The following is a 14,983-nucleotide window of genomic DNA, read 5'->3' as shown; positions in this document are numbered from 1 at the left end:
TCTTAGCACAAACTAACCAAACAAAATGATATCATCAAATTGACAGTCAATTAATTTAGTGACGGTTATCATATTTATTATGTAAGCTGTTTCAGGGTAGATGGTGCTGAATACAGGCGATGGTGCTGGTTGAACCAAAAATAATATAATTCGGGCTGAGCAAAATAACAAACCTTATTAAACAAATTGTAAATCAATGGAAAACCAACAAGAGGATGCCTCTTTTAAGCGGGAACTTGGATTATTAGACGGAACGATGCTAGTCGTAGGGTCGATGATCGGCTCGGGAATTTTTATCGTCAGTGCAGACATCACCCGCCAGGTAGGCTCGGCAGGCTGGCTGACCCTGATCTGGGTCGTGAGCGGTTTGATTACCATGATTGCCGCCGTGAGTTATGGCGAGCTGAGTGCCATGTTTCCCAAAGCAGGAGGGCAGTACGTTTACCTGAAGGAAGCCTACAATAAACTGATTGCTTTTTTATATGGATGGAGCTTCTTTGCCGTCATCCAGACGGGCACCATCGCTGCCGTAGGTGTGGCCTTCTCCAAGTTTGCTGCATATCTTTACAAGCCCTTCAGTGAAACGAACATCCTATGGCAAATCCAGACCGGAACCAATGCTGCCGGGCAGCCGGAATATTTCTCCATTAGTGCGGCTCAGCTGGTCTCCATCCTGACGATCATCCTCCTCAGCTACCTCAATAGTCGCGGGGTGAAAAACAGTAAGATCCTGCAAACCTTCATGACCATCATCAAAATTGCCTCTCTGCTGGGGCTGGTGGTGTTTGGCTTTACCATGGGCGCTAAAGCGGAAGTGTGGGATGCCAACTGGGCGGATGCATGGACCACAAGGTCATTTGATCTCCAGACAGGACTCTGGACCAATATCGGGGGCGCTGCTCTTTTCGCCGCGATCTCGGCATCAATGGTGGGCTCCTTGTTTTCCAGTGATGCCTGGAATGGAGTCACCTTTATTGCTGGTGAAATTAAAAACCCGAAACGCAATGTGGGATTAAGCTTATTCTTAGGGACATTTATCGTTACTGTTATTTATATCCTGGCGAACCTGATGTACCTGGCTGTAGTGCCGCTGGATGGCATCGCCACGGCACCGTCTGACCGCGTCGCAGTAGTTGCTGCACAACACATCTTCGGTAATGTAGGGACGCTCATCATTGCTGTGATGATCATGATCTCTACTTTTGCCTGTAATAATGGATTGATTATGGCTGGTGCAAGGGTATATTACACCATGGCTAAGGATGGCCTGTTCTTTAAAAAAGCGGCCAACCTCAATGAGGCTGGTGTTCCTGCCTGGGCCCTATGGATTCAGTGTATATGGGCTTCGGCCTTATGCCTAACCGGTACTTATGGCGCGCTGCTTGATTTCGTCATGATCATTGTGATCATCTTTTACATCCTGACCATTGTCGGCATCTTCATCCTTCGTCAGAAAATGCCACATGCAGAACGACCTTACAAAGCTTTTGGATATCCTGTATTGCCGGTAATTTATATACTGGTGGCTACTGCATTCTGTGTGTCCCTGCTGGTGACAAGGATCAGTACCTGTGGATGGGGAGTACTCATCATGCTGGCAGGTATTCCGGTGTATTACCTGAGCCGCCAAAAAGAATAAAAGAACACAAGAAAGTACAATAGATAGATGTAAGTCCGTCGCGATAAAGCAATCTTCTATCGCAACGGGCTTATGTTTTATGGTTTTTCCAGCGCACCTTCACCGCGGAAATGTAATCGTTGTCCATCTTTACGTCTGAGAAGACTACAAAGTCCTGCTTGAGGTAGAATCCTAAGGGTGAGCGGTAGGGCTGCCCGCTATTTCTCAGCTCTTTGTTGTGGTAGATGACCCAGCCATTCAGCTCCTCTTCTCCCGCCTTCATACGGTTCAGCAGGAACGCACCATAGCCCTGCCCTTGCAGTTCTTCCTGCAGCAGTAAGCCGAACCAGCGTTCGCGATCTCTCGTAAATCTGAAGCCCCAGCCCATAATCTCTTCTGCTTCATCGATCAGCAGGTGGTGCTCCAGCTCTTTCAGCTCATAAAGATACTTTTCAAAGTCAACCAGCTGCGCGTGACTTAACCTTGAAGGGTATACTTGATTCCATAACCGGTGCAAAGACTGCTTCTGTTCGGTTTTCAGGTTATTGGTCCTGACTACCCGCATCAGCTTTTTTTCTTCGTCACAGGCACTTTCTTAGCGTCTTTTGCGGAGGTGTTGTTTTCCGGTTCCGGCCCCTTGGCTTTTTTGCTGCTTTGGTCGACCTCTTTTTTCTCGGTATTGTTTTTTGGGTTTTTCATGGCATTTGATATTGATATCTACGATAACAACTGGCAGGTGTAAATAGTTTATGCAAACAAACGGAGCAGGTGTTTGTAGTATCGGATATAGGCCGTTATATAATAATGTTATGGAAAAAATGATTCAGGCGCTCTTCGATACTGAGGAAGATGCATTTAAAGGTTTACAGGTGGTGCAACAACTGGATGTTGTGAAAGATCTTTCTATAGGAGAGATTTATGTCCTCGCCAAAGATCTCGATGGTAAAATAGCAATCCGCTCCGCTAAAGATACATCGGAAGGTATGGCGGCTGTTGGCGGAGGAATCCTTGGCGGACTCCTAGGCCTGCTTGCAGGTCCGCTGGGCTTGATTGTCGGTGTTGCGGGTGGAATGATTGCCGGTGCCGCAGGGGAAACACTGAAAGCTGAGGAGCTGTCTGATTATCTTGACGACATTGCCGCCAATATCCCCGATGGCAAAGCGGTACTCATTGCGCACATATGGGAGGACTGGGAAACGCCACTGGATACCATGCTGTCACCCTTAACAACCGATATTCGTCGCTTTAGCATCAATGAGAAGTTTTTCCTGCCCGTGCAGACGGAGATGGATAAACTGGAAGCGGACATCATCGTCGCAGATCAGAAGCTGGGGGCCAGCACTGCGCAAGACGGTGCGGAATGGGAGGCCACACTGGTAGACCTGAAACGCAAAAAAGCAGCACTGCAGAACAAAATGGACAAACATCATGACTACCGTGAAAAGACCTACCGCGAATGGGTAGACCAGCACCCGCAATCGCTGGAGGAGCATGACCTGGAAAGAAAAACACGACTGGAGAAGCGGATCTCCGAACAGAAACACAGGCTTGAGCAGTTGAGAAGGGACAGGTAGGCGCTGTGGTTTACATTCCTGGATATTCTGAGGGGGAATAGTTTGTTCATTGTAAAATTGCAGTACTGAGCCGGTATGTCCGGGACGGATGTTTATTTTTACTTTAAACAAAATTCCTCAGATTATGATCACGATTATAGCCGCCACAGATTTTTCAGATGTAGCCGAAAATGCGCTCGAATATGCCGCCGCCGCTGCCCGTCAGGGTAACGCAAAATTGGTATTGTTCAACTCTTTTATCCTTCCCGTTCACGCTGCCAATACGCTGCTCCCGGTAAGTAGCATCCAGTCGCTGATGGATGACAACAAGAAAAAATTAGAAAACCGTGCAGCTCAGCTTGCCGGGAAATATGGTATTCAGGTAGATTTTGATACCAACTTCTCTTTTGTGGAAGATGAAATGGAAGCCATTATTGCCAAGTATGATGCATCAGTGTTCGTCCTTGGGATGGCTCCTAAATCTTTGGAGCAGGACCTGCTGGGCAATACTACTACCACTGCTATCAAAAAGATGAAGTTTCCGGTGTTGGCAATACCGGCAGGTGCGGAGTTTAAAGGCATCAAAAAAATACTTTTCGCCTGCGATGTGTTGCGTGGTGTGCCAAAAACTATCCTTGCCAGGATTAAGGAAGCGGCGATCTCTCTAAATGCAGAAGTGGAAGTGTTCAATGTCAGCAACGCTATAGAAGAGCTGCAGGCAGATCAGCGCACTTTACCTGCAGATGATGCGATCGGCAATGGCCTGGATGGGGTGAGTTACTATTATAAAAATGTAAAGTCCAATGCTGTGATCAAGGAAATCGCCAAGGAAATCAAGGCTGTTGATGCCGATCTTCTGATTATGATCCCTAATAAATATGGCTTCTGGGCCTCGTTGGTACATAGGAGCAAAACACGATTGATGGCCTCCGGACTTGAAATCCCTTTGTTTTCGATACCGATTTAGGTCGATGGTACCTTTTATTACATCTTTGCTATCAGGCCGGTCTTTCATAAAAAAAGACCGGTTTTTTATGATGTAGCTTTTTTAATGGAAGTGCACTGCTAAAGGAAAGTAAGACCAGGAACCGCTGTTTTGTAAGGTCTCAGAAATTCCGCATCCGGGGAAAGCTCTGTAACTACGTAGTCGACCTCTGAAAGGTTGGCGATTTTGATCTTCATGGTGCTGTTCAGCTTCTCGGAAATCGATACAATGGCCACTTTGTCCGAGGCTGCCAGCATCGCCTTTTTCACTTGTACCGTGTCCCAGTCGGAATCTGAGAACCCGCCTTCAATGTCAAGGGCATTTGTTCCCAGGATGCAAAGATCTGTTTTTAATTGCGAGAGCTGCTGGAAAACATCCCCGCTAAAACACATCTGGCTGTAGGTGGAAATCTGTCCGCCAAGCATGATGGTACGTACATTAGGTTTGTCGAGCAGCTCTACGGCCGAAAGTACACTGGCAGTGACGATGGTGATCCTCAGGCTATTGGGAATCAGTTTGATAAACTCCCTGATGGTGGTGCCTCCGCCAAGCAACAACAGCATGTCTTTTTTTAACAATGGGAGTAGTTTTTCCGCGATGGTGATCTTATCATCCTGAGAATAGGCTTTCTGTGCGGAGGTATGGTGATAAGCACCTGCCATTGCGCCACCTTTAACCTTAATCACCAGGTTCTCCTTCTCCAGCTCGTTGATGTCTCTTCTGATGGTATCTTCAGATACATTTACAATCAAAGCTAAATGTTCAAACGTAGCACGTGTATGTATGTTGATTTCTTTAACAATCAATTGTTTACGTTGGCTTTTGGTTAGTGGAGCTGGTTGCGGATCAGTTGTCATCGTGTGGAGCTAATAGCAATTTTATATCTTATAAAGTGTAAAACTAGCATAAATTTAGCAAAGATTGTTGCTGATTAATTGCAAATATTATTCTTTTTTGCTGCATATTTTTTTCATATATATTGGGTGTCCGCTGCGGATGGGTATTTACAATTAGGGATTTAATACTTATGTTTGGTCATCAACCAATTGCAAAAAATATGCAGTATCTACACCAAGTCAGCTCTTCTTTTTTTTTAGTCCTGAGTGGCATCCACCGGATCCGATTTATTGTTTTATTATTTTTTGGTACCGCAATACATATTTCTGCAGGGGCACAGGTGTTGCCGGTAATTCCGCAAACGATGCCCGTGATCCCGCAACCGGTCATGGTGGCGGCAGCTGAGGGTACTTTTACCATTCACAAGGGGTTGCCGATCGTGGCTTCGGTTTCGGATACCTCCATCTCTTCCTTTTTAAATGAAGCCATTTTCTCTCATACCGGATATCATTTGAAAATTGCCAAAAAGATAAAAGGGCCTGCCATCAGGCTGAGCGTGGATGGAAGGGTTCAGCAAAAGGAAGGATACGAGCTAGAGGTAGACCGCAACGGAATTGCGGTCCGGGGGCATGATGCTGCGGGTTTGTTCTATGGACTGCAGTCGCTGATCCAGCTGTTTCAGCTGAAGGAGGCCAGCAGAAACATCAGCGTGCAGAATGGCCTGATCAGGGATTATCCCCGTTTTGGCTACCGTGGGATGCACATTGATGTGGGACGTCATCTGTTCAGCGTGGACTTTTTAAAGAAGTTCATCGACTTACTGGCTTTATACAAGTTGAACACTTTTCACTGGCACCTTACTGAAGATCAGGGCTGGAGGATCGAGATCAAAAAATACCCCCGCCTGCAGTCAGTTGCTGCATTTCGCAACGGGACCATCATCGGCCATAAAAAAGAAACGCCGCATACTTTCGACGGACAGCGATATGGTGGTTATTACACGCAGGAACAGATTGCGGAGGTGGTTGCCTATGCCGGTCGCAGGCACATCAACATCATCCCTGAGATCGAGATGCCGGGGCATGCGTTGGCGGCATTGAGTGCCTATCCAGAGCTGGGTTGCACCGGGGGACCATACCAGGCGGCGCAGTTCTGGGGCGTGTTTGATGATGTTTTCTGTGCGGGCAACGACCAGGTATACGAATTTATGGAGGGGGTGTTGGATGAAGTCATTCGTTTATTTCCCTACCAGTACATCCATATTGGGGGTGACGAGTGTCCGAAGTTGAAGTGGAAAAGCTGTCCGAAGTGTCAGAAACGAATACAGGAGAACGGATTAAAGGATGAACATGGGCTTCAGGGGTATTTCATGAGGCGGATTGTGGCTTACCTGGAAAGCAAAAACAGAAAGGCCATTGGCTGGGATGAAGTGCTGGAAGGAGGGGTGTCCAAAGAAACGACTATTATGAATTGGCGGGGAGAGGAAACCGGGGTCGCAGCGGCGAAGGAAGGCTATGATGTGATCATGACCCCGGAGCGTTTTCTGTACCTGGACTATTACCAGTCGCTGCACCCTGAGGAGCCTGTTGCTGCGGCGAGTTACACCCCACTGTCCAAAGTTTATGGTTATGAGCCCCTGAGTAGTCAGTTGAATGCTGCGGAGGCCGCCCACATAAAAGGCGTGCAGGCAGGTTTATGGTCTGAATATATGGATACGCCGGAGCAGTTGGAATATATGGCTTTCCCACGCATGCTGGCTTTATCTGAACTGGCCTGGTCGGCAAAAGAGCAGAAGAATTTTACTGGTTTCCTGGCCCGGTTACGCGCCCAGGAGCCGTTATTGAAGCGTCTGAACGTGAATTATTTCCCTTATTTTGATGAGGTTATGGGCATAGTGCGCCAGCAGAAAGGTAACGTTGTACAGCTGGAACTGAGCAGTACGCTTCCCAGTGCATCCATCAGGTATACCCTGGACGGAAAAGATCCGGATAAAAATAGTACCCTTTATGATTCTGCCATTGTATTTGGCCCTACTGCATTGGTCAAGGCCCGATTGTTTCACGATGGTCAGCCCCTCGGGCGGATCTTCACACAAGCGTATCAGGCTCATCTGGCGGTACAGAAAAACATAAAACTGAATGATTCGGCAGCCGGTACAGCCGGTATTGATCCTGGCCTGCTGCTAAATGGAATTATGGGTACCCATCGTTTTAACGAAGGGCAGTGGCTGGGGCTCCGGGGGCGCCCGTTGGATGTTACGATCGACCTGGGTGCGGTACATCAGGTAAATAGGTTGGGCACGAATATTCTGAATTACCATTGGCAGCGGATGTGGGCGCCCTCAAAACTTAGATTTTACGTTTCTGCTGATGGTGTTGAGTTCAAAGAAGTTTATACTCAGAATACCTTCCCCGTTAATGGGATCAATAAGGTGCGTGCCACAATTCCCCTCAGTCAGGTAAGGTATGTCCGGATGTTTGCTGAGGTGATCGACAAAATTCCTGTCGGCGAATATGGGGAGGGTGCAGCGCCCCTGCTGATGGTGGATGAGATTTATGTCAACTAGTAGCTAGAGGACCACAGTGTCTGCGGGTGCTGGCTTTTTCTTTTTGAGCAGCAGCTTGATGGCGGCAAGTCCAAATAAGATGATGATCACCGCAGTCAGATAACCCGAAAAAAAGGAGATGATCAGTGCACCTAGGGCATACGGAAGCCATAGGTAGATGTTGGAAATGACTTCGTGGTAGTGGTAGATGGTGATCAGCAGCATGCAGCAGATCATGATGCTGAGTGTCGTGCCAGAGTTAAAGTAGGCATTTAAAATGTCGAACCATGCAGGCTGAATGACTTTGCCGTTGCTCTCGATGCCAAACATCTGCTGGTCTTCCGGGCCGCTGACGAACATGGTGACGGCAGTGCCGCTGCGCAGTAGCTGTGCGTTGGGGTGTGGTGCATACCACCAGATGGGATAGGTCTGATGTAAGGTTTGCCCGCTGGGTTTCAGCCTCATGCTGAACTCATAATTGCGCTGGTAATAAGCAATGTTGGTGTCCGTAGTGTCTACAATGCCTGATTTTTTCTCATAGTACAATTTCGGGTTGCTGGCCTTAAAAAAGCCGAAGGCGATGGTGAGCAGGAAACTGAATACCAGGATCCGGCCCGGCCAACTGGTTTTATAAAATGCAATTGCCTTTTTATACATGAAGCAGCTTGTTTGTAGGGTTGATGGCTTACAGGTATTTAATTAACAAGGGGATTTGCATAAAGTTCGTACCAAAATATTTTAATTGTAACATTTTTTCCATCGCCTGAATTTTCGGGAACCGCTCTTGTTTTTCTAGCTTTGCCGGAAATAAGAAAGATCATGGAAGTACATAGTTTAGCACCTCAGGAACTCTGGGCGAATTTTGCAAACCTCAATGCGGTACCTCGTGCTTCGAAAAAGGAAGAACGGGTGATTGCATTTATGGTTCAGTTTGGCCACGACCTGGGACTGAAAACGATACAGGATGCCATTGGTAATGTGGTGATCAAAAAGGCGGCAACGCCAGGCATGGAAAACAGGCAGACGGTCATCCTGCAGTCGCACCTCGATATGGTGCACCAGAAAAATGGCGACAGCAATTTTGATTTCGATACGCAGGGGATAGCGATGTTTGTGGATGGCGACTGGGTGCGGGCGCGTGGAACGACCCTTGGTGCGGACAATGGCATTGGTGTAGCCACCATCATGGCCTTACTTGCTTCAGACAGCATTGCCCACCCGCCGCTTGAAGCCTTGTTTACCATTGACGAGGAAACGGGAATGACGGGTGCGAAACAATTGGATGGCAGTAACCTTTCAGGCAAGATCCTGCTGAACCTGGATACGGAAGAAGACAACGAGCTGACCATCGGTTGTGCCGGCGGCATAGATACCAATAGCATTTATCATTATCAGCAGGTGCCGGTGGAGTTGGGTGGCCGTGCTTTTCAATTAAGCATCAAAGGGCTCCTTGGCGGGCACTCCGGCACGGATATCCATAAGGGACGTGCAAATGCCAATAAACTGATGAACCGCCTGCTGTTTGCGGCCCTGAGGTCTGTAGACCTACAATTGGTTTCTGTTGATGGTGGAAGCCTCCGGAATGCCATCCCACGGGAATCTACTACAGTAGTTGTCGTTCCTGAAGCACAGGAAGCTGCATTTCTGGAGGTCATCAAGGGCTTTTCCGAGGTGCTCAACGAGGAGTACATACGGATTGAAACGGCGATGAACATTACTGTGGAGGCGGTATCCCTTCCGGAGCATGGAATGGGGCAAGCTGATTTTGTAAAGGTGCTCAATGCAATTTATGCCTTACCCAATGGGGTGTTCAGGATGAGTCCTGATATTGAAGATTTGGTGGAGGCATCGTCGAACCTGGCGAGAGTCATCATCAGAAAAGGAGAGTTCATCACACAGTCGCTGCAGCGCAGCAGTGTGGAGAGCACAAAGGACGATGTGGCCTTTGCTGTAGGCGCAGCACTGGAAAATATGGGTTGCGATGTATCAAGGAGCGGCGACTACCCGGGCTGGAAGCCGAATGCGGATTCTGATGTGCTTCGTTTGATGGAAAGAATCTATCAGGATACATTTGGAGAAGCTGCGAATGTCAATGCCTGTCACGCCGGACTGGAGTGTGGCATCCTTGGCGGGCACCTGCCGGGAATGGACATGATCTCCTTTGGGCCTACCATCCATGGGGCGCATTCACCAGACGAATGTGTCAGCATCTCTTCGGTACAGAAATTCTGGGCTTACCTGCTGAAGGTGCTAAGGGAGATTCCTGAAGTAAAATAATAACCAAATTCATCATTTGGACTTAACCTGCACTTTACAATGCAGCGGTAGATTTGCCGATGTAAATATTTGGTTAGTATTTATACGTTTAGGTTTAGTTGATACAAAAGCCATGATGGATGTCATGGCTTTTGCTTTTTAATTGCTTTTTAGTAAGGTAATTTCCACACGTCTGTTCTGCAGTCTTCCTTCCTTCGTTTTATTGTCGCCCACCGGTTTTGTATCTCCCTGGCCTGCTGTTCTTATTTTTGATGCGGCAATGCCAAGGCTTACAAGGTAGGTTTTAACCGATACCGCGCGCTTCTCAGATAGCCATTGGTTGTATGGTGCTGTTCCCGTTTTGTCGGAATGTCCTTCAATTAAAACTGCTGGTGCCGGTTTCTGTTCACTGATCACCTTTGCAACTTCAGCAAGCTTCTTTTTTGATGCTTCATTCAGGATGGAGGAGTTGGTGGGGAAGAGTACTTCTGAGCTGAAAGTAAACTTGATGCCCTCATTGGTGCGCGCTATCTGATTGTCGGGAAGGTTCTTTTTAAGGTTATCCAGCTCCTGGTCTGCAGCCACTTCTGTGGCTGGAGGGGTAGTAGATTTTGCGATTTTCTGCGTTTTGCAGGCAACGGTAAGGCTAAGCAATAAAGCTAAAAGCAGGTTGATCTTATGTGTCATGATAAAAAAAAGTTAGCTGTAAATATAAGGAATGCAGGACTTACCTTTGCGGTCAGGATACAATTATAAAGATACAGTGATTATGAAGTGGGAAAAGTTATTATCAGCGAAACGCTGGGGCAATGAAGACCGGTTTGCGGGAAATCAGAAAGAAGCACGTTCTGAGTTTCAGCGCGATTATGACCGGATCATCTTTTCTTCACCTTTCCGGAGGCTCCAGAACAAAACGCAGGTATTCCCCCTGCCGGGAAGTGTGTTTGTGCACAACCGACTGACCCATAGTCTTGAGGTGGCCAGTGTAGGCCGCTCGCTGGGGACTATCTTTTATAATAAGATAAAGGAGCAGGATCCTGGTATTGACGATTCCTGTCCGCTGTTGTGTGAAATCGGAAATATTGTGGCTTCTGCATGCCTCGCGCATGACCTCGGCAATCCTGCTTTCGGTCATTCCGGCGAGTCAGCCATCTCCCATTATTTCACTAATGGTGACGGTAAAGTGTATCAGTCGCAGGTAACGGCCGGGCAATGGGAAGACTTGATTCATTTTGAGGGTAATGCTAATGCACTACGGATCCTTACCCATCCTTTTGCAGGTAAGGGCACCGGTGGTTTTGCGCTGACCTATGCTACGCTTGCGGCAATTGCCAAGTATCCTTGTGCGGCACTTGCCGGTCACAATAAAAAGAACATTTATACCAAGAAATATGGTTTCTTCCAGTCGGAGCAGCTTGGTTTTAAAAAGCTCGCTGTGGAGATGGAGTTGGTCAAAGTGCAGGAGGAGCCTCTTGTTTACAAAAGGCATCCGCTGGTGTATCTGGTGGAGGCTGCGGATGACATCTGTTACAACATCATCGACCTGGAAGATGCTCACCGCTTGAAAATCCTGTCCTATCAGGAGGTGGAAGTTTTATTATTGCCCTTGTGTAATGACGCTAAGCTGCCTGCGCGACTGGCGGAGATGGAGGATGACGATGCGAAGATCACCCTCATGCGGGCCAAGTCTATCAGTACCCTGATCTGGCAATGCTCCAGCGTCTTTGAACGTGAACAGGAGGATATCCTTGCAGGTGAATTCAACTTAAGTCTGATGGATGCCATTGATGAGCCTTTCCTGGGTGTCATGAAAGCCATTGAGCAGATCTCCATCCGTAAAATCTATAACTATTCTTCTGTAGTTCAGATTGAGGTGGCTGGCTATCAGGTGATGGGCGGGCTGCTGGAAGAGTTTATTCCTGCATACCTGCAGAATGAGTCGAAATACCATAAAAAACTCGTGGAGCTGATTCCTAAGCAATTTCTGACGAAAGAGGATGATGTGTATTCAAAAATCCAGACGGTACTCGACTTTGTGTCGGGTATGACGGATATTTATGCGGTTGAGCTGTTCCGTAAAATCAAGGGCATTTCCTTTCCTTCTATGAGTTAACAGATTGGGGATTTCAGCATTTGCTGGGCTAAGAATTCCAGAAGTCATCAGATCGAGAATCCCAGAAATGATGAGGTTGTGAATTCCAGAACTGATCCAGCTAAGAACTAAGGCAGGCTAAGAGCTGCAGGATAGTGTTGCGCTGCCCGGCTGTTCGTCTGCCCATTGCGGACGGCGGCGGAAAAACTCATCATGCGTGTCTGCGTAAGGAGTTTGTAAAGCGTGTTCCAGTTTCCTGAACCGGGTGTTATCGCCTTTTTCCAGGTCCTGTATGGCCTCGTATAACATATAGTTGCGAAGGATGAAACGAGGGTTGTTTGCTTTCATATTGGCTATTGACTCCTCAGGGCTGATGGTATTTTTATTTTTACGGTCCTGATAACTGCGGATACATTCCTGAAGTTGCTGTTTCTCGCTTTCACCCAGGTCGTGGTAAAACGCTTCCTTGAAATGTGCTGTTGTGGATTCCGCATTCAGGTTCGATTCCGGCAGGGTGATGAGCAGCTGGTAAAATATGGTCATGTCTGGTTGCAATGCAAACAGCACTGCTTCGAATTGCTCAACCAGCTCAATCTCTTCGGCGCCGACCAGGTCCAGTCCCATTTTTCCGGCCTTCATTGCATAAAAACGCTCATAGAATAAGTCTCCAAATCCTTCCAATGCTTCCACCAGGGGGGCAGTATCGTTAAATAGTGGCGCAACGGCATTGGCCAGACAGCCCAGGTTCCAATAGGCAATGTGGTGTTGCTTGCCAAATGCATAACGTCTTCCGGGATGATCGGTGGTATTCGGGCTGAAGTCGCGATCGTAGGCATCCAGGAAAGAAAATGGGCCATAATCGATGGTGAGCCCAAGGATCGACATGTTGTCGGTGTTCATCACACCGTGTACGAAACCTACCCTAAGCCATTCTACGATCATCGTGGTGGTTTTGTCGACCACCGCCCTGAACCAGTCGAGGTATCCGGTAGTGACCTCCGGGTAGTAGCGCGATATGGTCCAGTCGGCCAGCTGACGTAACTGTTCATATTCTTTTCTTGCGGCCAGCATCTCGAAATTTCCAAATCGCAGGAAGGAAGGGGCAGCACGCATGACAACGGCGCCTGGCTCATAGGCGGTGCGGCCATCATAAAAAGGGTCCCGCATCACTGCGTCGCCGGTGGCGACGAGGCTGAGTGCTCTGGTGGTAGGTACGCCAAGGTAAAACATAGCTTCACTCATCAGGTATTCCCTTACGGAAGACCTCAGGACGGCCCGTCCATCAGCCCTTCTGGAATAGGGTGTTGGTCCCGCGCCCTTTAGCTGGAGCTCCCAGGAGCTGCCGGAAGACATTGGCCATTCTCCAAGCGTGATGGCCCTGCCATCGCCAAGCTGACCCGCCCAATTGCCAAACTGATGACCTGCATAACAGGCTGCATAGGGCAACATGGATGGTGTCGTGACATTTCCGCCAAGGACCTGCAGGTCCTGATCATCGGGATCGCTGATCCCCAGCTCTTCTGCCAGGGGGGTGTTCCATGTAATTAAAGAGGGCTGGCTCACCGGAGTCGGCTGAACGGTACAATAAAACATCCCCGGAGTCTGTCGGCGCGCGGCATTGTCGCTGTGGTCGCCATCGAAGTGTGCGGTGAATTCATTGATAAATACGTTTGCGCTCAGGTTTTTCATGTTAGGGAAGTTTTAACCCCGGCAATATCCGAAGATTCACGCTGATCTGGGTAATTATTGTTGAAATGTGGAACTGCGCTTACAGAGTTGTGGATGTGGCTTCTGTATGATCCAGCTTTTGGAGCTCTTTCCTGTAACGGTCAAGATTGGGTTGCTGACTGAGCTTCAGGTATTTGGTTAGGGCTTGCCTGTATTCCTCTACAAAGGGCTGGTAATTGGGGTCGGTCTCATATTGGATCTTTGCCTTTTGCACGGGTTTGAGGAGCTCGTTTTCTTTGAGCTGCATGCCATCCACAGATTCGTCACTGAGCACCACGATGTTCCGCTCATAACCGCGGATAAATTTTACCGGAAACGGCTTACCGGGAGCAGGAATGTGGATTTCATTCTCAATGGGGTACAGGCTTGCCGTGGTGGTGGAAAAGCTGCCTTTTGTGTATTCGCCGTCAAGGCCTTTGACAATATATTGATACTCCCAGATGTTCTGGTCGTTCAGCTGTGAGCTGGTCTCTTCGGCATCTGTGATCACAGCCGTGCTCCGTACGCCGAAAGCATTCAGGAATAGGGAGTTTACAAACTGCCCAGTAAATACATTGGCCATTCCCATCAGAAAAGCGAGTACTACATATAAGATGTTTTGTCGTTTGATGAAGATCAGGATTCCAATCACCATTAAAAGCAGAAAGGCCAGGAAGCCGTGGTGACCAAAGAAATAGAAAATGCGGGAGAGTATAGACATTCGTATAAATCAGTTTCATTAATAAAATGAAAATCACGCAAAAGTTAAGCCAATGAAAATCTGCGGCTGTATCTTTGCAGTTCATCAATTGTATGTTAAAGCGAATGAATGTGAGATTAGTGGTGCTTCTGTTATTGTTATTTGCCGGATTGAGGGGGGTTAGTCAGTCTGATGTAGATTGTAAGGTGTTGCTGGATCAGCAGCCTTACTTTGTGAAACATAAATCCGACGAAAAAGACCTCGCCTTAAAACGGGATATTGAGATCCTGAAACACTGTGGCAACTTTGATAGTGTGGATAGCGCCTTTCTGAAAGGTCCGATGCTTGGGGTGATCATGCTGCAGGAAGTGAGGGCCGGAAAACCGGCTACCTACCGGACAATTGTGGACTTCTTTAATAATTTCAGAAAAACCGCCGAGTATAAGGATTTTGCCTACGGATTGTCGCTATACCGTAAAATAGGACAGAAAAAGGTGCGTTTGGAGGACTGGAAAGTCGATCAGGAGCTTTTTGTGCGCATGGGCTTTACAGTGAATGACCTGGAGGACTTCAAGCATTTTCTGGAAGCGCCCGCTCAGCAGGGGGCAACGTACCTGCAGGCTTTTTCCAGATACATGGCTGAGCTGGAGGGAATGCGTGTGGATAAAGATAAATAAATTTAAAAGCGTA

14 protein-coding genes are annotated in these 14,983 nt (G+C 47.9%); 7 read left to right on the top strand and 7 right to left on the bottom strand.

From position 1 onward, the window contains the following. The first annotated feature begins 196 nt into the window (after positions 1-196). Positions 197-1,639, top strand: coding sequence for an APC family permease (locus tag PBAL39_RS14905; protein ID WP_008242942.1), 1,443 nt, complete (start codon positions 197-199; stop codon positions 1,637-1,639). Between the two features lie 70 nt (positions 1,640-1,709). Here the strand turns inward: PBAL39_RS14905 and PBAL39_RS14900 are convergent, their stop codons facing one another. Then, on the bottom strand, positions 1,710-2,183 hold the full coding sequence (locus tag PBAL39_RS14900) for an N-acetyltransferase (RefSeq protein WP_008242940.1): 474 nt from the start codon (positions 2,181-2,183) through the stop codon (positions 1,710-1,712). Beyond that, positions 2,183-2,317, bottom strand: coding sequence for a hypothetical protein (locus PBAL39_RS25835; RefSeq protein ID WP_008242936.1), 135 nt, complete (start codon positions 2,315-2,317; stop codon positions 2,183-2,185). Before PBAL39_RS25835 ends, PBAL39_RS14900 begins: the two co-directional genes overlap by 1 nt. 110 nt (positions 2,318-2,427) lie before the next feature. Here PBAL39_RS25835 and PBAL39_RS14895 point away from each other — a divergent pair, with 110 nt between their 5' ends. Continuing rightward, on the top strand, positions 2,428-3,192 hold the full coding sequence (locus PBAL39_RS14895) for a DUF1269 domain-containing protein (RefSeq protein ID WP_008242932.1): 765 nt from the start codon (positions 2,428-2,430) through the stop codon (positions 3,190-3,192). Between the two features lie 124 nt (positions 3,193-3,316). Next, positions 3,317-4,138: a universal stress protein gene (locus tag PBAL39_RS14890; RefSeq protein WP_039866758.1), complete on the top strand. Its 822-nt coding sequence runs from the start codon at positions 3,317-3,319 to the stop codon at positions 4,136-4,138. Positions 4,139-4,236: 98 nt separating this feature from the next. Here PBAL39_RS14890 and PBAL39_RS14885 read toward each other — a convergent pair whose 3' ends face one another. Next, positions 4,237-5,013 (bottom strand): DeoR/GlpR family DNA-binding transcription regulator, encoded by a 777-nt coding sequence (locus PBAL39_RS14885; protein ID WP_008242928.1) that lies wholly within the window; start codon positions 5,011-5,013, stop codon positions 4,237-4,239. Positions 5,014-5,213: 200 nt separating this feature from the next. Here PBAL39_RS14885 and PBAL39_RS14880 point away from each other — a divergent pair, with 200 nt between their 5' ends. Next, positions 5,214-7,559, top strand: coding sequence for a glycoside hydrolase family 20 protein (locus PBAL39_RS14880; RefSeq protein WP_198139833.1), 2,346 nt, complete (start codon positions 5,214-5,216; stop codon positions 7,557-7,559). Between the two features lie 3 nt (positions 7,560-7,562). On the opposite strand, the gene PBAL39_RS14875 is transcribed toward PBAL39_RS14880, so the two are convergent. Beyond that, positions 7,563-8,195 (bottom strand): hypothetical protein, encoded by a 633-nt coding sequence (locus PBAL39_RS14875; protein ID WP_008242925.1) that lies wholly within the window; start codon positions 8,193-8,195, stop codon positions 7,563-7,565. A 162-nt stretch (positions 8,196-8,357) separates the two neighbouring features. Between PBAL39_RS14875 and PBAL39_RS14870 the strand changes: the two genes are divergently transcribed. Further along, positions 8,358-9,815, top strand: coding sequence for an aminoacyl-histidine dipeptidase (locus PBAL39_RS14870; RefSeq protein WP_008242923.1), 1,458 nt, complete (start codon positions 8,358-8,360; stop codon positions 9,813-9,815). A gap of 138 nt (positions 9,816-9,953) precedes the next feature. On the opposite strand, the gene PBAL39_RS14865 is transcribed toward PBAL39_RS14870, so the two are convergent. Next, complete coding sequence (locus tag PBAL39_RS14865; protein ID WP_008242922.1) at positions 9,954-10,481, bottom strand: OmpA family protein; 528 nt, start codon at positions 10,479-10,481, stop codon at positions 9,954-9,956. An 82-nt stretch (positions 10,482-10,563) separates the two neighbouring features. Here PBAL39_RS14865 and PBAL39_RS14860 point away from each other — a divergent pair, with 82 nt between their 5' ends. Continuing rightward, on the top strand, positions 10,564-11,907 hold the full coding sequence (locus PBAL39_RS14860) for a deoxyguanosinetriphosphate triphosphohydrolase (protein ID WP_198139832.1): 1,344 nt from the start codon (positions 10,564-10,566) through the stop codon (positions 11,905-11,907). A gap of 117 nt (positions 11,908-12,024) precedes the next feature. Here the strand turns inward: PBAL39_RS14860 and PBAL39_RS14855 are convergent, their stop codons facing one another. Continuing rightward, positions 12,025-13,575 carry a YdiU family protein gene (locus PBAL39_RS14855; protein WP_008242920.1) on the bottom strand — a complete coding sequence of 517 codons (1,551 nt, stop codon included), beginning with the start codon at positions 13,573-13,575 and terminating at the stop codon, positions 12,025-12,027. A gap of 79 nt (positions 13,576-13,654) precedes the next feature. Continuing rightward, on the bottom strand, positions 13,655-14,314 hold the full coding sequence (locus PBAL39_RS14850) for a hypothetical protein (RefSeq protein WP_008242919.1): 660 nt from the start codon (positions 14,312-14,314) through the stop codon (positions 13,655-13,657). Between the two features lie 104 nt (positions 14,315-14,418). On the opposite strand from PBAL39_RS14850, the gene PBAL39_RS14845 reads away from it, so the two are divergent. Continuing rightward, positions 14,419-14,970, top strand: coding sequence for a hypothetical protein (locus PBAL39_RS14845; protein WP_008242918.1), 552 nt, complete (start codon positions 14,419-14,421; stop codon positions 14,968-14,970). The last annotated feature ends 13 nt before the right edge of the window (positions 14,971-14,983 follow it).

This window comes from Pedobacter sp. BAL39 (assembly GCF_000170795.1).
Lineage (GTDB): Bacteria > Bacteroidota > Bacteroidia > Sphingobacteriales > Sphingobacteriaceae > Pedobacter.
The sequence above is the reverse complement of the archived record's forward strand: the minus strand, read 5'-3'. Positions and strand labels throughout refer to the sequence as shown.